The following is an 18,867-nucleotide window of genomic DNA, read 5'->3' as shown; positions in this document are numbered from 1 at the left end:
GCTGGTCCGCGTGGAGTTGATCAGCGCATCGTGTTGGCTTGATGGCGATGCGCTGATCTTCTATCGGTAGTCCGGCCGTCCGTAGCCCACGATCGGGGCGTAGTCGAGCAGCCGCATCGAGATCCGCTCGCCCTCGCGCGGCGCCTCGATCACCCTGCCGTCGCCGATGTACATGCCGACGTGGCTGACGTCCTTGTAGTAGAAGACGAGATCGCCGGGGCGCAGCTCCTCGCGCCTGATCGGCGTGACGGTCTTCTTCTGCCTCGCCGCGTTGTGCGGCAGGACCACGCCGGCCGCCTTCCACGCGGCCATCGTCAGGCCCGAGCAGTCGAACGTGTCCGGGCCGTCGGCGCCCCACCGGTACACCTTGCCCAGCTGCGAGTAGGCGTACCTGACCGCGCGCCCGGCCGGGTCGTCGGTGAAGCGCGGCACGTAGCCGTCGTGCAGCGCGCCGGACGGCGTCCTGGCGGTGCGTGCGGCCCGGGCTCCGCCGAGCCGCCGGACCTGCGCCTCGATCGTCGCCTTGCGCTGGCCCAGCTCCTGCTCCTGGGTGCGCTGGCGGACCTGGAGGTCGCCGAGGTCGGCCTGCTCCTTCTTGAGCGCGGCCTTGTCGGCCTTCAGGCGGCGCAGCGCGTCGGTACGCCGGCGCTGCAGGTGGTCCAGGGTCGCCAGCTGGTCCATGAACGACTCCGGCGACGGCGCGCTGACGAGCACGGCCGTGCTGGTGACGGCGCCGCTGCGGTAGAGCCTGGCGGCGAGCTCGTCCGCGTCGCGCTGGGCGGCGTCGACGCTCGCCTGCAGCGGGCCGGTGCGGGCGTTCACCCGCTCGAGCTGCGCCTCGGTGGCGCGCAGGTCGTCGCGTATGGCGTTGAACCGCTCGATGACGCCTTCCAGCTCCTGCCAGGCGGTGGCGAGCTGCCGCTGCCGGTCGGTGACCGGGTCGGCGAACCCGATGCCGGGCACGATCAACGCAGCGACCATGCCCGCGGCCGCGGTCCACATCTTGCCGATTGACCCCACGTGTCACTAACGCCACGATTTGGACAAACGTGACTAAAAGTCCCCCGGTGGAGTGGTAGCGACGGCCTGCCGCTACGGTCTTGGGCATGAAGGGGCCGGTCGTCGCGGGTGGACTCGTGTTGGCGCTGCTGCTTGGCTTCGTGATCGCCAGGTCCACCGCATCACCGCCGGCCGCCGCCCCCGCCCCGACGGCCATCCCCTCGCACTCCCACGGCGGCGCGACCTCGGGCGACCTGGGCGGCCTGTCGCTCAGCGCCGCCGGCTTCACGCTGTCGCCGACGACCACGACGTTCGCCGCGGGCGCCACCCAGCCGTTCGCATTCCGGATCCTCGGCCCGGACGGCAAACCGGTCACCCGCTTCGCGGTCAACCACGAGAAGCTCATGCACCTGGTGGTGGCCCGGCACGACCTGTCCGGGTTTCAGCACCTGCACCCGGAGATGGCCCCCGACGGCACCTGGTCGATCCCGCTGACCCTGCCGTCGCCGGGCATCTGGCGGATCTACACGGACTTCGTCGCCTTCGACGCGACCGGCGCCCAGGTCCCGGTCACGCTCGCCGTGGACGCCACCGTCGCCGGCGACTACCAGCCGGTGGCCCTTCCCGCGCCCGCCCGGACCGCGGAGGTCGCCGGGATGACGGTGACGATGGAGGGCACCCCGGCGGTCAACGCCACCCAGCCGCTGTCGCTGCGGGTGCTGGCCTCGGGCAGCCCCGTCACCGACCTGCAGCGTTATCTCGGCACGTACGGCCACCTCGTCGTCCTCCGCGACGGCGACCTCGGCTACCTGCACGTGCACCCCGAGACCGAACTGGTCGGCGGCGCGGTGAAGTTCTGGCTGTCGGCCCCGAGCAGCGGCCGCTACCGCCTCTACTTCGAGTTCCAGCGCGCCGGCCAGGTCCACCGCGTCGAGTTCACCGTCGCCGTCCCCTGACCACCCCACGGACTTCCACCACCCCCACCCCACCAACATTGATCAATGCCGGCAACTTCGAGGTCCCCTTCCGGACCTGCGAGAGCGGTGGCAGCCCATGCTCGGCGAAGGCGCCAACGCCGGCGGCGGTGCCGGTGTCAGGACGGCGAACAGCGCGGCAAGCCGGGAGCCTGCCGCGCTGTTCGGATCGTCGGGATGAGTCGGCCGCGGACGGCCGGAAGGGTCAGGCCTCGGGGCTGTCGCCGGCCTCGGTGGCGGGGCCTTCGCCGCCCTTGCCGCGGCCGCCGCGACGGCGGCGGCGGATGCGGGCGCGGGCGGTGCGGGGCTCGCCGTCCTCGGTGGCCTCGGCGGTGGCGACGGGGCCGGTGTCCGCGGTGTCCGAGCCCTCGACCACCTGGCGGCGGCGGGTGCGGGTGCGGGCCGGACGGGGCTCCGACTGCTCGCCGGCGTCCGCGGAGGTGCCGGTGGCCTCGGCGGTGTCGGTGAGGGGCAGCTCGGCGGGGTCGACCTCGCCGCGCCGCCTGCGGCGGCGGGGACGGCGGGGCTCGCCGGTCGGGTCCGTGGCGGGGGCGGAGCTAGATGAGTCGCCGCCGCGGCCACGGCCACGGGTGCGGCCCCGGCCGCGGGGCTTGCCCTCGATGTCCTCGAGCTGCTCGGCGGCGAGGCCGGCGCGCTTGCGGTCCGCGGTCGGCAGGGAGCCGGTGATGCCCTCGGGGATGCCGATGTCGGTCAGCAGGTGGGCCGAGGTGTGGTAGGTCTCCGGCGGCTCCGCCAGGTCCATGCCCAGCGTCTTGTCGATGATCCGCCAGCGGGGCATGTCCTCCCAGTCGACGAACGTCACGGCGACGCCCGTCGCGCCCGCGCGGCCGGTGCGGCCGATGCGGTGGGTGTAGGTGTCCTGGTCCTCGGGGCAGTCGTAGTTGATGACGTGGGTGACGCCGGAGACGTCGAGGCCGCGGGCGGCGACGTCGGTGGCGACCAGCACGTCGATCTTGCCGGCGCGGAAGGCGCGCAGGGCGCGCTCGCGGGCGCCCTGGCCGAGGTCGCCGTGGACGGCGGCGGCGGCGAAGCCGCGGAAGTCCAGGTCCTCGGCGACGCGGTCGGCGGCGCGCTTGGTGCGCGTGAAGATCATGGTCAGGCCGCGGTCTTCCGCCTGCAGGACCCGCGCCACGATCTCGATCTTGTTCATCGGGTGGGTGCGGTAGATGAACTGCTTGGTCAGCGGCGACGGCCCGGTGCTGGCGTCGTGGTGCGCGTGGATCGTCATCGGGTGGCGCAGGAACCGCCGGGCGAGGGTGACGATCGGGTCGGGCATCGTGGCGGAGAACAGCATCGTCTGCCGGTCCTCCGGCAGCAGGGTCAGGATCCGCTCGACGTCGTCGAGGAAGCCCAGGTCGAGCATGCGGTCGGCCTCGTCGAGCACGAGCGCCCGCACGGCGTGCAGCCGCAGGTGCTTGCTCTTGGCCAGGTCGAGCAGGCGGCCCGGGGTGCCGACGACGATCTCGACGCCCTTCTGCAGCGCGTCGACCTGCGGCTCGTAGGCGACGCCGCCATACAGCGGAAGCACGCGGACGCCGCGGGTCTTGCCGGCGGCGGCGATGTCGCGGGCCACCTGCAGGCCCAGCTCGCGGGTCGGGACCACGACGAGCGCCTGCGGCAGGCCGTCGGCGCCCTCGGTGGGGGCGGTGACCCGGTCCAGCAGCGGGACGCCGAAGCCGAGCGTCTTGCCGGTGCCGGTCGGCGCCTGGCCGATGAGGTCGGTGCCGCGCAGCGCGATCGGCACGGCGTATTCCTGGATGGCGAACGCGTGGATGATGCCGACGGCTTCGAGGGCGGCCACGGTCTCCGGCCGCGCCCCCAGATCGGCGAACGTGGGTGCGTCTGGGCGCACGGGTGCGCGCGGGGCCACTGCTTCGGCGGCCTCAGTGTTGTCGATCGTCATGTTGTGCTCAGGGTGTCTCTCTCGCGGGAGCGCCCCTGGTGAAGCTGGGTGCGCTCAAATGGGTAGGGCGCGGGCCACACGCGACCGAAATGATCAAGGTCGCGGGCTACAAGCGCCGGGCGCCAGGACTAGGGTCCGTCCACGGCTATCGGAGTCATTGTACCGGCTTGCGAGCGGTTCCGCCCTGCGGCTTCGGTCGGGCTTCGGCCGGGCTTCGGTCGGGCTTCGGCCGGGCTTCGGCCCGGCATCGGGGCGCGCCCGGTGATCCGGCGATGTAGTGTGCCGTCGTGTCCGATCTCACTCCGCCCGCCACGGCTGTGGTCGACCTGCTGGGCATGCTGGCCTTCGGCGAGCTGGTCGCGTTCGACCGGATGGCGGCCGACGCGCGGCTCGCGCCCGACCTCCGCCGCCGGGCGGTGCTCAGCGAGATGGCCGCCCGCGAGATCACCAACTACCGCCGGCTGTCCGACCGCCTGGCTGAGCTCGGCGCCGACACCGAGGACGCCATGCGGCCCTACGTGCAGGCGGTGTCGGAGTACCACCAGCAGACCGAGCCGGCCGACTGGCTGGAGGGGCTGGCCAAGGCGTACGTCGGCGACGGCATCGCGGACGACTTCACCCGCGAGGTCGCGGCGGTGCTCGCCGGCCCCGACCAGGACCTGATCCTGGACGTCCTGCACGACTCCCGGCACGCCGACTTCGCCGCCGACGAGCTGCGGGCCGCGATCGCCGCCGACCCGAAGGTGGCCAACCGGCTGTCGATGTGGGCACGCCGCCTGGTCGGCGAGGGCATCTCGCAGGCGCTGCGGGTCGCGGCCGAGCGGCCGTCGCTCGCCGAGCTGCTGGCCATCGGCGGCACCGACTTCCAGGCCCTGCTCAGGCGCCTGACCTCGGCGCACACCGCCCGCATGGGCGCCGTCGGGCTCAACAACTAAGGCCCAACAGCTGAAGGCTCAACAGCTGAAGGCTCAACAACCGAGGGATCGAACAGCTCGGATCACGACGGCTGACGACGCCCAGGCCCTGTCACCCGTACGGGGCAGGGCCTGAGCGCTATCTGTCAACGCGCGGAAGAGAACCCAACCGGCCGCGGCGACGACTCGGCGATCTCCACGTAGGCGATCTTGCCGACCGGGACGATCACCCGGCGGCCCTTGTCGTCGACGAGAGAAAGCACACCCTTGTCGCCACCGTCGATCGCGTCGGTGACCGCAGCTTCGACCTCGGCGGGTGACTGGTTGCTCTCCAGCACCAACTCCCGAGGCGCATACTGCACGCCGATCTTGACCTCCACGTCTTCCTCCTTGATCGGGCTGCGGCGCGTCCGTGCCTCGGCGCGCACACCCAGTGTGGTTGAAGACTAACGCGATCAGGCGTGTTCGCCGTGCAGGGGGAAGCTCGCGATGCCGCGCCACGACAGCGCGGTCAGCAGCGCCTCCGCTTCGGGCTTCGCGACCTGGCGGCCACCGGCGACCCAGAACCGGGCCGCGACCTCGGCGGCGCCGACGAGCCCCGACGCGAGCAGCTCGGCGCGCTCCTGGCTCAGGTCGGTGTCGGCCATGATCGTGTCGGTGATCGCGGCGATGCAGCCGCTCTCCACCCGGTCGACCCGCTCGCGGACCGCGGGGTCGTTGCGCAGGTCCGACTCGAAGACGAGGCGGAAGGCCTCGCTCTCGTGGTCGATGAAGTCGAAATACGCCTGGATGGCGCCGCGGACCCGCTCCTTGTTGTCGGTGGTCGCCTCCATCGCGGCGCGCATCCGCGAGACCATCGCGTCGCAGTGCGTGTCGAGCAGCGCCAGATAGAGCTCGAGCTTGCCGGGGAAGTGCTGGTAGAGCACGGGCTTGGAGACACCCGCCCGCTCGGCGATGTCGTCCATCGCGGCGGCGTGGTAACCCTGCGCCACGAAAACCTGCTGCGCCGCGGCGAGCAGTTGCTTGCGGCGGGCCGACCGGGGCAGCCGCACCGGCCGTCCGGCCGCCTGGGTGCCGCTCATCGCCGAGGTCATGTTCACCATCCGGATTTGGGTCGGGATTGCAACTTACCCCCTTTCCGCCCACACGGTAGCCTCACCTAGGGGCGACGGAGGAGCGCGCGGTGGACGAAACGGGGCAAGCCGGAAGCCCACAAGGGTCAGGCGCATATCGCGGAGGAGGACACACGGATCCGCACAGGTCATCGGACGGCACCCATGGTGACGGGTCGACGCCGAGCGATGACGCGCTCGAGGCGATCGTCTCCGCATGGCGTGAGCCGGCAACAGGAGCCATCGCTGGGCGCGCGTCGGTCAACGGTTCGATCAGCGGTTCGATCAGCGGTTCGATCAATGGCGGCGGCCCGCGTGGCCGCGCCGAGGTCCGCGGCTCCTACTCCGACATGCTCGCCCCGATGAGCCCCCCGGTGTCCGCCCCGCCGCCGGTGCACCCCACCACGTCGCTGCACTACGGGCACTACGGACCCGACGGCCAGGGCTGGCCGAGCTCCGTCGGCCAGCCGGAGACCAGCGGGTCGCTCCCCGCCTCCGGGTCGCCGGCGCAGGCCCAGCCGCCGCACGAGACCGGGCACACCGGCCCGCTGCCCGCCGTCAGCTCCGGCACCGTCTACGGCGCCGCCCCGGTCGCCGACGCGCGCGAGGAAGCGGTCCGGCCGACCTCCGGGGGCTACGGTCCGCCGCCCGCGCCGACGTCCGGCGGCTATGGCGCGGCACCGTCGGCCCTGGACCGGCTCAGCGGCCTGCCCGGCCCGGTCGACCCCCGCGCCCGGGTGCACGGCGACAACGGCATGCCGCCGTATGGCTCCTACCCGAACCAAACCCCCGCCTACCCGGACCAAGCCCCCGCCTATCCGGACCAGAGCGCCGCCTACCAGGACCAGGCTCCCGCCTACCAGGACCAGGCCGCCGCCTACCCGGACCAAACCCCGGCCCGCCCGGAACAGGCCGCCGCCTATCCGGATCAGGCCAGTGCCTACCCGGACCGGCCCGCCGCCTATCCGGACCAGGCCTGGGGCTACGAGACCAGGGACAACCGACCGCACAACGGCGCGTTCCACCAGGAGACGCCCGCCGCCAACGGCACGGCCCACCTCGACCCGCAGGCCGGCGGCCACCAGGAGCCTTACCAGGCACAGGAGCAGTACCAGGGCCAGGATCGGCGGGAGCAGTACCCGTACCAGGGCCAGCAGTACCCGCAGCAGCAGTACCCCCAGCAGCAGTACCCGTCGCAGGAGTATCCGCAGCAGCAGCCGCCACCCCCGAACGGCTTCCAGGCGTACGAGCAGCCCGGCCCGGAGTTCGACTGGGCCGCGCCGTCGCAGGAGCCGGTGGTCCCGGCGCCGGCGCTGCACCCGGTGCCGCAGCCCGCCCTGCACCCGGTACCGCTGCCGGCGCTGCACCCGGTGCCGCCGCTGCCCACGCAGCGGATGCCGGAGGACGACCCGCTCGTCGGCCCCCTGCCGCCCGAGCTGCTCGGCAACGCCACGCCCCTGTCCGCGGCGGAGCCGACGATGCCGGCGTTCGCGTCGGAGCCGCCGTACGCCGCCCAGGAGCCCGCCGGGATCGCCGACGCGGACTGGGGCAACGGCCCCGAGCTGCCGCAGCGCGTCCCGTCGCACCCTGACGTGCCGCAGGTGCCGGAGGTCGAGGTCGAGCCCCTCGTGGCGGAGGCCACCCCGGCCGGCGGTGCGGAGCTGGCGAGGATCGCCACGTTCCTGCGCGAGGAGCGCGAGGACGAGGACGACGAGCCCAGCCTGGACGACCGCCCCGACGGGTTCGACATCCCGGCGGTCCTCCGCGCCGTGCAGGGTGTCTCCGGTGTACGCGAGGCGACGCTGCGCAAGAACGCGGACGGCCTGCACACGCTCCGGCTCGAGCTGCTCGACGAGGCCGATCCGGGCCGGGTCAGCCGGGCCGTCGCGCGCCTGCTCAACGAGCGGATGGGTCTGGCCGCCGAGCCCAACCCGCCGGAGTCCGCCGCACCCTTGGGCCGCCCGGCGATCCGGGGCAACGCGCCGCACAGCGCCCTGCCCGGCTACGGCCGCGAGGCCCGCCGGCGGCGCCCGGTCAGCGGCGTGCGCCGCCCGGCCGAGGCCCCCCGCCCCGAGGTCGAGGCGCTCCCGCAGCAGTTCCGTGCGGAGGCGCCGAACGCCGAGGTCGACGAGCCGCGCCGGCCGCCGCAGCCGCCGGGTCTCGTCGCGTCCGGCCTGCAGCAGCCTGTACAGGCGCCGAAAACGCCGGGAGAGCACGCGCCGGTCCCGGTGAACCGGGACGCGCCCCCGGCGCTGGTGCCGCAGTCCAGCACCATCGTGTCGCCGCGGGTGATCATCGACCAGGTCGAGGTCAGCACGCAGGGCGTCGACGCGGTGGTCGAGGTGCGCCTGATCGCGGACGGTCACCCGGCGGTCGGGGTCGCCAGCGGCCCGGCGGTCGACGGCTACATCCTGCGGCTGTCCGCGGCGGCCGCCGCCTCGGCCGTGGACCAGCTGCTGGTCGACGTCGACGCGACGTCCCGCGCCAGGTGTTACATCGAGCACGCCGCGGTGGTGCAGCTCGGCGGCTGCGAGGTCGCCGTCGTCGTGCTGTTGCTGCTGTACGACGGCTGGGTCGAGCAGCTGACGGGCTCCGCGGTGAACTCGGGCGACCCGCGGCAGGCTGTGGTCCGCGCCACACTCGCGGCCGTGAACCGGCGCCTGGAGGCCCTGCTGCCATAGCCCTTCGGGCAGCCGGATAAGCAATTTGGAAGCACGGCTGCCGTAGACCCCTTGGGGCACACTGGTAAGCATGAAGAGAGCTGCCCTTGTCCCGGAGTTCACCGTCCCGTCACCTGAGCGGCTGCCGGACACGTGGCCCGGGCGCGAGGTGGAGCTCGACGGTCTGAAGGCATACGTGCGGGACACGCCGGCCACCGCGCCGGGCGCCGAGCCGGCGGTCTACGTGCACGGCCTCGGCGGTTCCTCGACCAACTGGACCGACCTGGCGGGCGTGCTCGCCGGGCGGCTCGACGGCCAGGCGATCGACCTGCCCGGGTTCGGGTACAGCGACCCGGCCCGCAGCTACTCGCTGGCGGCGATGGCCTCGCACATCGTCCGGTGGGTCGAGCACAGCGACCGCGGCCCGGTCCACCTGTTCGGCAACTCGATGGGCGGCGCGGCCGTGGTCGTGGCCGCCGCGCTGCGCCCCGACCTGGTGCGCAGCCTGACGCTGATCTCGCCGGCGATGCCGTTCCTCGACCCGCGCCGGTCGCTGCAGGGGCCGATCGTGCCGCTGCTCCTGCTGCCCAACGCGGCGAAGCTGGCGGCCCGGCGGATGTCGTCGATGGAGCCGGAGGCCCTCGCCTCGATGGTGATCGAGTCCTGCTACGCCGACCCGACCCGCTACCCGGAGCAGCGGCGGCTGGAGGCGATCGAGGAGGCCCGGCGGCGGCACCTGGTGCCGTGGTACGCCGAGGCGTACGTGGGCAGCCTCCGCGGCCTGGTGAGCAGCTTCCTGCGCGCGTACCTGCCGGGCGAGGGCTCCATGTGGAAGATGGCCGCGAGGATCAAGGCGCCGACGCTGGTGATCGCCGGACGGCAGGACCGGCTCGTCGACATCCGCACCGCGCCGCAGGTCGCCCGCCTCATCCCGGACAGCCGGCTGATGATGCTGGAGGGCGTCGGCCACGTGGCGCAGATGGAGGTGCCGCGCACGGTCGCGCGCGCCGTGTTCGGCATGCTCGACGAGCTGCGGGAGGACAAGGCCGGCCGGACCGCCACCCAGCAGGTTGCAACTCAGGTGCGGGATGGGGTGCGGCAGCGCGCGCCGCGGGTGCGCATGGCAAGCTGACCAATCGATGGCGAGCCGGCTGAGCAGCGACCGCCGGGGCCTGTCACGCCATGCCGGCAGCTCCGGGGATCCGTCCCACCCTTCCGGCAGCTCCGGGGCCCTGGCACGCCCTGCTGGCAGCTCCCAGGACCAGTCGCCCCCTTCCGGCGGATCCCGCCTGCCGGTGCCGCTGCCGAGCGACCCGCGGCAGGCCCGTGAAGTCGTCCGGGCCGAGCAGCGCCGGCGGCGTGAGCAGGTCCGCCGGCGGCGGCGCTACGTCGTCGCGGGTGTGATGGCCGCCGCGTTCCTGATCGCCGCGGCCGGCCTGGGCCGCCTGCTGTTCTTCGGCGGCGACGACAAGGAGGCGCCGGTGACGGTCGCCGCGACCCGCGGGCCGGCGCCGATGCTCGACCCGCCGAGCCGCCCCGCGAGCCAGCCGCCGGAGGCCGGCCCGTCCAGCGCCGCCGGCACGTTCGCGTACGCGACCAGCGCCGGACCGGTCGCCGGCAGCGCGGGGACGGTGCGGAAGTACCGGGTCGCGGTGGAGAACGGCAGCGGCCAGGACGCGGACGCGTTCGCCGCCTCGGTCGAGCGGGTGTTCGCCGACCCGCGCGGCTGGCCCGCCGCCGGCCAGGTGCGGCTGCAGCGGGTCGCCGGCCAGGGCACCGCCGACTTCACGATCTTCCTGGCCACGCCGGTCACGTCGGAGCAGATCTGCGCGACCGCCGGGTTGCACACCGCCGGGTACAGCTCCTGCCGGATCACCGGGAAGGTCGTCATCAACCTGGCCCGCTGGCTGACCGGGGTGCCGGACTACGGCGCGCCGGTCGAGGACTACCAGCACTACGTGATCAACCACGAGGTCGGCCACGAGCTCGGCAACGGCCACGAGGCCTGCCCCGGCCCCGGCCGTCCGGCACCGGTGATGCAGCAGCAGACGTACGGGCTGAAGGGCTGCGCCGCCAACGCGTGGCCGTTCGTCGACGGTCAGCGGTACAGCGGCGCCAAAGTGCCGTAGGTCACGTGGGTTTGCGGTGCTGGCGCGGCAGAATGAGAACCATGTCGTTGCCTCCACTGGTCGAGCCCGCCGCCGACCTCTCCGTTGACGAGGTCCGTCGCTACTCCCGGCACCTGATCATCCCCGACGTGGGTGTCGCCGGGCAGAAGCGCCTGAAGAACGCGCGCGTGCTCTGTGTGGGCGCGGGCGGTCTCGGCTCGCCGGCACTGATGTATCTCGCCGCGGCCGGGGTCGGCACGCTCGGCATCGTCGAGTTCGACACCGTCGACGAGTCCAACCTGCAGCGCCAGATCATCCACGGCCAGTCGGACATCGGCCGGCCGAAGGCCGAGTCGGCGCGCGACTCGGTGCTCGAGATCAACCCGTATGTCAACGTCGTGGTGCACAACGAGGCCCTCGACAACGACAACGTGATGGACATCTTCCGGCAGTACGACCTGATCGTCGACGGCACGGACAACTTCGCCACCCGGTACATGGTCAACGACGCGGCGGTGCTGCTCGGCAAGCCGTACATCTGGGGCTCGATCTACCGGTTCGACGGCCAGGCTTCCGTCTTCTGGGCCGAGCACGGCCCGTGCTACCGCTGCCTCTACCCGGAGCCCCCGCCGCCGGGGATGGTCCCGTCCTGCGCCGAGGGCGGCGTCCTGGGCGTGCTGTGCGCCTCGATCGGCGCGATCCAGGTCACCGAGGCGATCAAGCTCCTGACGGGCGTCGGCGACTCGCTGCTCGGCAGCCTCATGGTGTACGACGCGCTCGAGATGACCTACCGCAAGATCCGGCTCCGCAAGGACCCGGGCTGCGCGATCTGCGGTGAGAACCCGACGGTCACCGAGCTCATCGACTACGACGACTTCTGCGGCGCCGTGTCCGACGAGGCGCAGGCCGCCACGCAGGGCTCGACGATCACCGCCACCGAGCTCAAGGACTGGCAGGACTCGGGCAAGCCGATCGAGCTGATCGACGTGCGCGAGCCGGCCGAGTGGGAGATCGTGCGGGTGCCGGGGGCGCGGCTCGTGCCGAAGGGCGAGATCCTCAACGGCTCCGCCCTCGCCGATCTGCCGCAGGACCGCCAGATCGTCCTGTACTGCAAGAGCGGCGTCCGCTCGGCGGAGGCGCTCGCCGCGGTCAAGGCGGCGGGCTTCAAGGACGCGGTCCACGTGCAGGGCGGGGTGGTCTCCTGGGTGAAGACCGTCGATCCGTCACTGCCGGTGTATTAGGTCACGACGCGCGGGCAGCGGGCGGGCGGTAGCGTACGGCCCATGGTCGACCTTGATGCCGCGATCGGCTACGTCGTCGCACACGGCGACGCCGTCGATCGCGCCCGCCTTGCCTGGCTGCGCACCGGCCAGTCCCCACCGGCCGACGTGCTGGAGCAGGCCGAGATCGGCCAGTCGCCCGACGGCGGCTGGCCGGCGCTGTGGGGCGCCGACGTCGCGTCCGTGGACGCCACCTGTTTCCGGCTCGGCGAGCTCGACGACCTCGGCGCCATCGACCGCCCCGCGGCCCGCCGGGCCCTTGGGTGGCTCGGCCGCAGCCAGCGGCCCGACGGCATGTGGGAAGAGGACGCGTCCCTGGCGGGTATCGCTCCGCCGTGGGCGCAGCCCGGCGACGACGAGGCGAAGCTCTACCTGACCACCAACGCCGCCTACTGGCTGGTGGTCGGCGGCCCGAACAACGGCGACGACCAGCACGCGACCCGGGTCGCCCGCGCCGCCGAGGCGTTCCGGGCGTCGCTGCGGCCCGACGGCAGCTGGCCGTCGTTCCTGGTCGCGGGCTGGCTCGGCTGCGCCGTGCTCTTCCACCTCGGCTGGTTCTACGAGTCGGCGCAGATCCAGGTGGCGCTCGCCGACCGGGTGCCGGAGATGACCCCCGCCGACACGGCGTCGCTCTACGCGGCGCTGCGGCGGGTCCGCATGTCACCGGAGGACTGGCTGCTCAGCGCGGCCCGCAAGCGCCTCAGCGAGACGCAGCGCAGCGACGGCGGCTGGGAGAGCGACGACGGCGCGCAGTTCAACGTGCACACCACCCTGACCGCGATCCGGGCGCTGCGCTGAGCCGGTGGCTCAGCCCGCGATCGTGAACTCCCAATCGGACTTGCCGTAGGTCCTGGTCGTGACCTCGTACTGGGTGTTGGACTCGTAGGAGTCCGAGCCCTGCCGGATCTGGATCAGGACCTTGCCGCCCTCGTCGAAGTTGATGTATCCGGCGTGGACGGCGGCGGTGCAGACGGACGAGGCGGTCGTGTAGGGGCCGTTGCCCCAGACCTTGCCGGCCTTGCCGCCCTTGGGGCAGTTGTACCGGATGATCTTGCCCTCGTTGCCGTTGTACTCCTCGGCGTTGGTGTTCCAGTCGCTGTCGTCCTTCTCGGCGTCGACCTGGGTGGTGCCGTCGCCGCCGCTGCCATCGCCACCGCTGCCGTCGCCACCGCTGCCGTCGCCGGAGGTCTCGGTCTGGCTCGCCGACTGGTCGCCCTTGCCACCGTTGTCGTCGCCGCCGAGCTTGGTGAAGCCGTAGATGCCGAGGCCGACCACCAGGAGCACGACCACGGCGGCCGCGGCGAGCATCCCGGTCCGGCGCTGCCCGCCCGGCGCCGCCGCGGGTGCCTGCTGCGGCGGGGCCGGCGTCCGCGGCGAGGCCTGCGGCGGGGTCTGCGGCGGGGTCTGCGGCGCCGGCGGTGGGGGCGTTCCGTAGGTGGCGGGCACGGCGGCCCGGCCGGGCGGCGGGCCCACCGGCGAGTGCTGGGCCGGACCGGGCTGCGGGGCGGCAGGCGAGTGCTGCGCGGGCCCGGGCTGGGCGGCGGCGTAGCCGGACGGCGGGGTGTACCCGGAGTCCTGCCCGAACTGCGACGACGGTTGGCCGGAGGTCGGCTCGGCGGCGAACCCCGGCGACACCGGCACCGCCGACATCGGCACCCCTGACATCGGCGCTCCCGACACCGGCACGGCGGCCGAGCCGGACACCGGACCGGAGACCGGAGACGACGCGGGCGGCGCCGAGGTCGGGAACCCGGCGGACGGCGCCGGCGGGGACGACGTCGGGAACGCGGCCGGCGAGGACGCCGCCGCCGGTGCCTGAAACGCGGCCGGTGCGGACGCCGCCGGTGGGGACGAGGTCGGGAACGTGACGGGTGGGGACGAGGTCGGGAAGGCGGGACCGGAGACCGGGGCGGAGGCCGGCTGGCCGGCCGGGCCGGGCTGGGCCGGGGCGCCGAGACTGCCCTGCGCCACCACCATCTCGGGCTGCTCGACGGCGGTCGGGGCGGTGCCGAGGGCCTGGTGCAGCAGCGTCGCGACGAGCGGGATCCGGCTGCCGCCACCGACGAGGAAGACGCCGGCGATGTCGGCCGGGGTGAGCCCGGCGGCGGCGATGGCGGCCCGGGTCGCGGTGACCGTGGCGGCGAGGATCGGGCGGGCGAGCTGCTCGAACTGGTCACGGCCGAGCGGGACGTCCTCGTCGTACATCGGGATATGGATCATCGTCGAGGAGGTGCGCGACAGCATCTCCTTGGCGGCCCGGACGTCGTCCCAGAGCAGCCGGTTGGCGCGGCGTTCGGCGCTGGTCGTGGGGTGCACGAGCCGGCTCCAGGCGGCGGGGTCGCGGGAGGACTGGCTGGCGCCCAGGTAGCCGACGATCGCGGCGTCGATGTCGAGGCCGCCGCTGGTGCTGAGCCCTTCCGCGGCGAGGACCTCGAACGTGCCTGGGCCGTGCCGGACGACGGACGCGTCGAACGTGCCGGCGCCCAGGTCGTAGACGACGAACGCGGTGCCGGGGCGCACGTCGGTGCCTTCGAGGGTGCGGAACACCTCGGCCGCGGCGACCGGCTCCGGCACGAGCGTCACGGTGCCGAGGCCGGCGCGTTCGGCGGCGGCGAGCAGCACACCGCGGCGGGTGTGCGCCCAGGCTGCGGGGCAGGTGATGGTGACCTGGCCGATCGGGCCGCCGGCGACCCGCCGTGCCTCGCCGCCGACGCGGGCGAGCACGGCCGCGAACAGGTCGGCGGTCGGCACCTCGTGGTCGCCGAGCAGGACGGCGGGCTCGTCGATGCGCCGCTTCGGGTTGGGCTCGAAGCGCTCGGGGCTGACCCGGGCGGCGTGCACCGCGTCGCGCCCGACGAGCAGGCCCGACTGCGGATCGGCGTACACCGCCGAGGGCAGGCTCGGCGAACCGTCGAAGAGCAGCGGCCGCACGTGCCCGTCGGGCCAGGCCAGCACCGCCGCCGTGTTCGAGGTGCCGAAGTCGATGCCCAGCCGGTAGCCTCGCGAGTCCACAGCGCCAATATACGGACCTCACACCATCGCGAGATCCTCTCAACGGTTCTGTCAACCGGCGCCGGTCAGAAAATAGTTCGGCCGAAGGTGCAACCGATCGTCGATGCCCGCGTCTGACTGATGCGCTCCGCACCCCGTGGGGCACATCACGAGGGGAATCCATGAGTCTGCATCGACTGCGTCGCCTGGCCGCCACCGCGGCGGCGGCCCTGGTGGCGCCCGCCGTGGCCGGCGCCGTCCTGGCCGCCGAGCCCGCGTCCGCGGCGGGAGTGCTGGCACCGACCGTCACGGCGCTCACGACCGCGCCGGTGGTCGGCGCCGCCGCCAGGTTCCGGTTCGGCACGGCCGCCGGCAGCGTGCCGGTCACCCAGTTCGTGTTCTCGCTCGGCAGTGGCCCGGGTGGCCGCGTCACGGCGACCAACGGGCGGGCCACCGCCTCGGTGGTGGTCGAACGGGCCGTCAACGTCCTGTCGGTCTACGCCGTGGCCGCCGACGGCTCGATCAGCGACTCGACCGTCACCATCTTCAACGCGGCGTTCCCACCGGCGGCCGCCGACCAGGACCTCGACAGCGACGGCAAGCCGGACCTGCTCGCCGTCGGCGGCACCCCGGGGCTCGCTCCCGGCCTGTGGCAGGCCACCGGGCGCGGGCTGCGCGGTCAGGTGCGCACCCCGGCGGTGGACATCGGCGTCAACGGCAACGGTGTCGGCACCCCCTTCACCGGCGCCCAGGTCTTCACCGGCAAGTTCAGGGGCGGGCCGTTCGAGGACGTCTTCGTGTACTACCCGGGCGGGATCAACCCGGGCAGCGGCATGATCATCGACGGCCTCGGCCGTGGTGAGCCGCTGCGCGCCGACCGGGGCTACGAGGCGACGCTGTCCGCGGGCATGTTCGCCGACATCAACAACGACAACCCGCTGCAGCTCGTCAACGCCTACGACGGCAGCGGCAACCATTTCGCCTACCCGGACCTGCTGGGCATCGTGGGCAGCCCGGCCAACGGGTACACGCTGCAGTACTACGCCTCGCAGAACGGCACCGCCAACTTCGCGTTCCCCACGCAGCTCGGGACGGCGACCCCGACCGGCGGCAGCGACTGGGAGCACTGGCGCCTCGCCTCGAAGCTGCTGCCCAGCGGCACCGCCGTCGCGCTGTGGAACCAGTCGACCGGGGTCCTGTACCTGTGGCAGGGCGTCACCTACGACCAGGAGACCGGGGCGCTCGCCTTCACGCAGTTCCGCCTGGCCGACGCCTGGCTGCCGGGCGCGCAACTGTCCGAGCTGCAGCTCACCGACGTGAACGCCGACGGTGTGCCCGACCTGTGGGCGGTCACCCCCGACGGGACCGTGACGGCCTACGTGATCACGAACCTCTCGGCGACCGGTCCGGCGAAACTGACCGCGAAGACCCCGCAGCACCTCGTCTGAGCCCACCTCAGCCGTCCGCCGCCGCGGGCCGGGTCAGCACGCCCCGGCCCCGCGGCGGCATGATGTCATCCCCCATCTCAAACGCGGAGCCCATCGTGACCGACCTCAACTTCGCGGACTTCTACGCCGCGACGTTCGGGCCGCTGACGGCGCAGCTCCACGCGTTCATCGGGGACCACGGCGAGGCGCAGGACGTGGTGCAGGAGGCGTTCTGCCGCGCGTACGCCCGATGGCCCGCCGTCTCGCGCTACGACAACCCGGTCAGCTGGGTGCGCCGGGTCGCCTGGAATCTGGCGATCAGCCGCTGGCGAGGGGCCCGCCGCCTGCTGAAATGGCGCCGCGACCTGCTGCCGCCGGCGGTGCCCGACCCGAGCGACGCCGACCAGGACCTGGTCCGGGCGCTCGCCGGCCTGACGGCGAACCATCGCCAGGCCGTCGTGCTGCACTATCTCGCCGGGTTCTCCGTGCGCGAGATCGCGCAGTTCACCGGGGTCGCCGAGGGCACCGTCAAGTCGTGGCTGTCCCGGGGCCGGGCGGCCCTCCAGGCGCGGCTCGGCATCGGCGACGGGGAGGTGTCGAATGCCTGACGACCTGCCCGACCAGCTGCCCGGTGACCCCCTCGCCCAGCGGTTCGCCGCCTTCCGCGAGTCGTCCTCCACGGCGACCAGGCCGCCCGGCGCCGACGCCGTGATCCGCACCGTCCACCGCCGCCAGCTCTCCCGTACGGTGGCCGCCGGCGTCGCGCTGACCCTCGCCGCGCTCGTCGCGTTCGTCCTCTGGCGGCCGACCGGACGGCCGGAGCCGGCCCGCACCCCGCCGACCGCCGCCCCGAGCACGTCCGGCCCGGCGCCGAACCCGACCGCGGCGGCGACCGCCACGTCGACGCCCACGCCGACGCCCACGCTCACCGGCGGTTCGGGCAGCCCGTCCGGCACCGCGTCCACGGCGACGACCGGCTCCCCTGCCCGCTGCGGGATCCAGCCCCAGGTGATCGGCGGCGACCCGCTGTCCGTCGCGCCGGACAACTACTTCCAGCGGTGTCCGGACGCCCGCATACGGATCTACTCGGTCACCTACGAGTGGAGCGCGGCGCAGCAGCAGTACGTCCGCACGCGCCTGACCAACCTGTACTTCACGGCGACCAGTCCGACGCTGCCCCTGCCCGAGCCCGACCTGAACCCGATCGCAAGCTCCTGCGGTTACCTGTTCTTCGTGGTGTACGCCGCCGGCGACCCTCCCTCGTCGCTGCCGGTCTCCTACACCGACGCCCCCGACATGGCGTGGCCTATGGAGCACCTCGGCAATCTGTTGCTGTGGACCACGTCCACCCACACCTTGACCGACCAGCAGAAGGTGCCGAGCTGTCGGCGGACCTCCGGGAGTGTCACACCATGACGGCAACGCGCCGACTGCTCATCGCGCTCCTCGCGGCCCTGGCCGCCGGCGTGCCCGCCGTCACCGTCGCCGGCCCGGCCGCGGCCGACGACCAGTACGTGCCGGGCATCGCGGTCGTCCGGGTGAGCAAGCTGCCGAAGGTCATCCTGCCCGGCACCACGATCTCCCCGACGATCGAGATCACCCAGACCACGCCGTACGAGCTGACGTGGTGGCCCTCGCTGGGGTTCTCCATCTACCTGGACCCGATGCCGGCCGACATGGACATCAGCGCCAGGATGCGGAGCCCGGTCACGGGCGCCTGGCTGACCGGCACCCCCGAGGTCCTGCCGGACCAGGTCACCTTCCGTTTCCCCTACACCGAACGCTTCGCCCTTCCGGTGAACGGCCGGACGACCGTCCAGTACGAGATCCACTTCGGCGCGGACACGCCGGTCGGGTACTACTGGCCGATGATCAGTGCGGGCATCGTGCCGCCGCCGGAGACGGGGAAGATGGTCGAGACCCAGACCGTCCCCCTCCGCTCCCAGCAGATCTTCCACGTCGGCGCACTGCCGGCGGAGGACCAGCCGACCACCGCGCCGCCGGCCCCTGGGCGCACGACCGCCCCCGGCGCGTCGCGGCAGCCCTCCGCGGGTCCCTCGCCGGCGCCCGCCTCTGTACTCGCATCGGCACCGACGGCCCTCGCGGAGCCGGCGGGCGGCGGGCTGCTGCCGCCGGCCTCTTCCCCACCTCTGCCGGAAGCCGGGTCCGAGTCCGGGGCAGAGGCCGACTCCTGGGCCGACTCCTGGGCCGAGGCCGGGGCAGAGGCCGAGTCCGGGGCCGAGGCGCGCGTGGCCGCCGCCAGCAGCGCGCCGCTCGCGGCCGGACTGGCGGTGGCGGTCGTGGCCGCCTGGATCGGGTTGATCGGCCGGTACCGGCTGCGGGTGCGCCGGCTCCGCCGGTCGGCCGGTCCCGTGCCGCCCGACTAGGGCGCGTTTCATAACGGGTCAGAGCCACTCGCCGATGATGGTGATGGTGAGGACTGCCTGCCAGCGGACGGCGAGTTTGTCGTACCGAGTG

Annotated in this window: 16 protein-coding genes; 11 read left to right on the top strand and 5 right to left on the bottom strand. The window is 73.3% G+C overall.

The window, feature by feature from the left end:
* Positions 1-60: 60 nt before the first annotated feature.
* Positions 61-1,002, bottom strand: coding sequence for an NlpC/P60 family protein (locus tag AB0I21_RS50945; protein WP_360572266.1), 942 nt, complete (start codon positions 1,000-1,002; stop codon positions 61-63).
* Between the two features lie 104 nt (positions 1,003-1,106).
* Between AB0I21_RS50945 and AB0I21_RS50940 the strand changes: the two genes are divergently transcribed.
* Positions 1,107-1,955 (top strand): hypothetical protein, encoded by an 849-nt coding sequence (locus tag AB0I21_RS50940; protein WP_360572264.1) that lies wholly within the window; start codon positions 1,107-1,109, stop codon positions 1,953-1,955.
* A gap of 223 nt (positions 1,956-2,178) precedes the next feature.
* On the opposite strand, the gene AB0I21_RS50935 is transcribed toward AB0I21_RS50940, so the two are convergent.
* On the bottom strand, positions 2,179-3,897 hold the full coding sequence (locus tag AB0I21_RS50935) for a DEAD/DEAH box helicase (RefSeq protein ID WP_360572262.1): 1,719 nt from the start codon (positions 3,895-3,897) through the stop codon (positions 2,179-2,181).
* Between the two features lie 287 nt (positions 3,898-4,184).
* On the opposite strand from AB0I21_RS50935, the gene AB0I21_RS50930 reads away from it, so the two are divergent.
* Entirely contained in the window at positions 4,185-4,832 is a 648-nt protein-coding gene (locus AB0I21_RS50930; protein WP_360572260.1) for a ferritin-like fold-containing protein, read from the top strand.
* Between the two features lie 125 nt (positions 4,833-4,957).
* On the opposite strand, the gene AB0I21_RS50925 is transcribed toward AB0I21_RS50930, so the two are convergent.
* Positions 4,958-5,191 carry a DUF3107 domain-containing protein gene (locus AB0I21_RS50925; protein WP_360572259.1) on the bottom strand — a complete coding sequence of 78 codons (234 nt, stop codon included), beginning with the start codon at positions 5,189-5,191 and terminating at the stop codon, positions 4,958-4,960.
* Positions 5,192-5,266: 75 nt separating this feature from the next.
* Positions 5,267-5,905: a TetR/AcrR family transcriptional regulator gene (locus AB0I21_RS50920; protein WP_344501880.1), complete on the bottom strand. Its 639-nt coding sequence runs from the start codon at positions 5,903-5,905 to the stop codon at positions 5,267-5,269.
* Positions 5,906-6,285: 380 nt separating this feature from the next.
* Between AB0I21_RS50920 and AB0I21_RS50915 the strand changes: the two genes are divergently transcribed.
* From AB0I21_RS50915 to AB0I21_RS50895, 5 genes are all read left to right on the top strand, one after another.
* Positions 6,286-8,604, top strand: a complete 2,319-nt coding sequence (locus AB0I21_RS50915; protein ID WP_360572257.1) for a hypothetical protein — start codon at positions 6,286-6,288, stop codon at positions 8,602-8,604.
* A 70-nt stretch (positions 8,605-8,674) separates the two neighbouring features.
* Complete coding sequence (locus AB0I21_RS50910) at positions 8,675-9,715, top strand: alpha/beta hydrolase (protein WP_360572255.1); 1,041 nt, start codon at positions 8,675-8,677, stop codon at positions 9,713-9,715.
* A 163-nt stretch (positions 9,716-9,878) separates the two neighbouring features.
* Positions 9,879-10,712: a DUF3152 domain-containing protein gene (locus AB0I21_RS50905; protein WP_360572253.1), complete on the top strand. Its 834-nt coding sequence runs from the start codon at positions 9,879-9,881 to the stop codon at positions 10,710-10,712.
* A gap of 41 nt (positions 10,713-10,753) precedes the next feature.
* Positions 10,754-11,932 (top strand): adenylyltransferase/sulfurtransferase MoeZ, encoded by a 1,179-nt coding sequence (moeZ, locus tag AB0I21_RS50900; protein ID WP_360572251.1) that lies wholly within the window; start codon positions 10,754-10,756, stop codon positions 11,930-11,932.
* A 42-nt stretch (positions 11,933-11,974) separates the two neighbouring features.
* Positions 11,975-12,769 carry a prenyltransferase/squalene oxidase repeat-containing protein gene (locus AB0I21_RS50895; RefSeq protein WP_344501885.1) on the top strand — a complete coding sequence of 265 codons (795 nt, stop codon included), beginning with the start codon at positions 11,975-11,977 and terminating at the stop codon, positions 12,767-12,769.
* 9 nt (positions 12,770-12,778) lie between these two features.
* Here AB0I21_RS50895 and AB0I21_RS50890 read toward each other — a convergent pair whose 3' ends face one another.
* The gene (locus tag AB0I21_RS50890; protein ID WP_360572250.1) at positions 12,779-14,983 is read right to left on the bottom strand and encodes an Hsp70 family protein; all 2,205 of its coding nucleotides are present in this window, start codon (positions 14,981-14,983) and stop codon (positions 12,779-12,781) included.
* A 161-nt stretch (positions 14,984-15,144) separates the two neighbouring features.
* Between AB0I21_RS50890 and AB0I21_RS50885 the strand changes: the two genes are divergently transcribed.
* The 4 genes from AB0I21_RS50885 (at position 15,145) to AB0I21_RS50870 (ending at position 18,776) form a co-directional block, all read left to right on the top strand.
* Positions 15,145-16,410, top strand: coding sequence for a hypothetical protein (locus AB0I21_RS50885; protein WP_360572248.1), 1,266 nt, complete (start codon positions 15,145-15,147; stop codon positions 16,408-16,410).
* A gap of 95 nt (positions 16,411-16,505) precedes the next feature.
* Positions 16,506-16,997, top strand: a complete 492-nt coding sequence (locus tag AB0I21_RS50880) for a SigE family RNA polymerase sigma factor (protein ID WP_344501888.1) — start codon at positions 16,506-16,508, stop codon at positions 16,995-16,997.
* Positions 16,990-17,805: a hypothetical protein gene (locus AB0I21_RS50875; protein ID WP_360572246.1), complete on the top strand. Its 816-nt coding sequence runs from the start codon at positions 16,990-16,992 to the stop codon at positions 17,803-17,805. The genes AB0I21_RS50880 and AB0I21_RS50875 overlap by 8 nt, the downstream gene beginning before the upstream one ends.
* A complete protein-coding gene (locus AB0I21_RS50870) occupies positions 17,802-18,776 on the top strand; it encodes a hypothetical protein (RefSeq protein WP_360572244.1) in 975 nt (324 codons plus the stop codon). Before AB0I21_RS50875 ends, AB0I21_RS50870 begins: the two co-directional genes overlap by 4 nt.
* The last annotated feature ends 91 nt before the right edge of the window (positions 18,777-18,867 follow it).

Origin of the sequence: Dactylosporangium sp. NPDC050588 (assembly GCF_040654975.1) — a bacterium.
Lineage (GTDB): Bacteria > Actinomycetota > Actinomycetes > Mycobacteriales > Micromonosporaceae > Dactylosporangium > Dactylosporangium maewongense.
This window is presented reverse-complemented; position numbering and strand designations above follow the sequence as displayed.

Bases quoted from the DNA above. Each gene is read 5' to 3' on its own strand.
- AB0I21_RS50885 (WP_360572248.1), top strand. From the start codon at position 15,145: ATGAGTCTGCATCGACTGCGTCGCCTGGCCGCCACCGCGGCGGCGGCC.
- AB0I21_RS50870 (WP_360572244.1), top strand. From the start codon at position 17,802: ATGACGGCAACGCGCCGACTGCTCATCGCGCTCCTCGCGGCCCTGGCC.
- AB0I21_RS50940 (WP_360572264.1), top strand. From the start codon at position 1,107: ATGAAGGGGCCGGTCGTCGCGGGTGGACTCGTGTTGGCGCTGCTGCTT.
- AB0I21_RS50945 (WP_360572266.1), bottom strand. From the start codon at position 1,002: ATGTGGACCGCGGCCGCGGGCATGGTCGCTGCGTTGATCGTGCCCGGC.
- AB0I21_RS50935 (WP_360572262.1), bottom strand. From the start codon at position 3,897: ATGACGATCGACAACACTGAGGCCGCCGAAGCAGTGGCCCCGCGCGCA.
- AB0I21_RS50895 (WP_344501885.1), top strand. From the start codon at position 11,975: ATGGTCGACCTTGATGCCGCGATCGGCTACGTCGTCGCACACGGCGAC.
- AB0I21_RS50915 (WP_360572257.1), top strand. From the start codon at position 6,286: ATGAGCCCCCCGGTGTCCGCCCCGCCGCCGGTGCACCCCACCACGTCG.
- moeZ (WP_360572251.1), top strand. From the start codon at position 10,754: ATGTCGTTGCCTCCACTGGTCGAGCCCGCCGCCGACCTCTCCGTTGAC.
- AB0I21_RS50875 (WP_360572246.1), top strand. From the start codon at position 16,990: ATGCCTGACGACCTGCCCGACCAGCTGCCCGGTGACCCCCTCGCCCAG.
- AB0I21_RS50910 (WP_360572255.1), top strand. From the start codon at position 8,675: ATGAAGAGAGCTGCCCTTGTCCCGGAGTTCACCGTCCCGTCACCTGAG.
- AB0I21_RS50920 (WP_344501880.1), bottom strand. From the start codon at position 5,905: ATGACCTCGGCGATGAGCGGCACCCAGGCGGCCGGACGGCCGGTGCGG.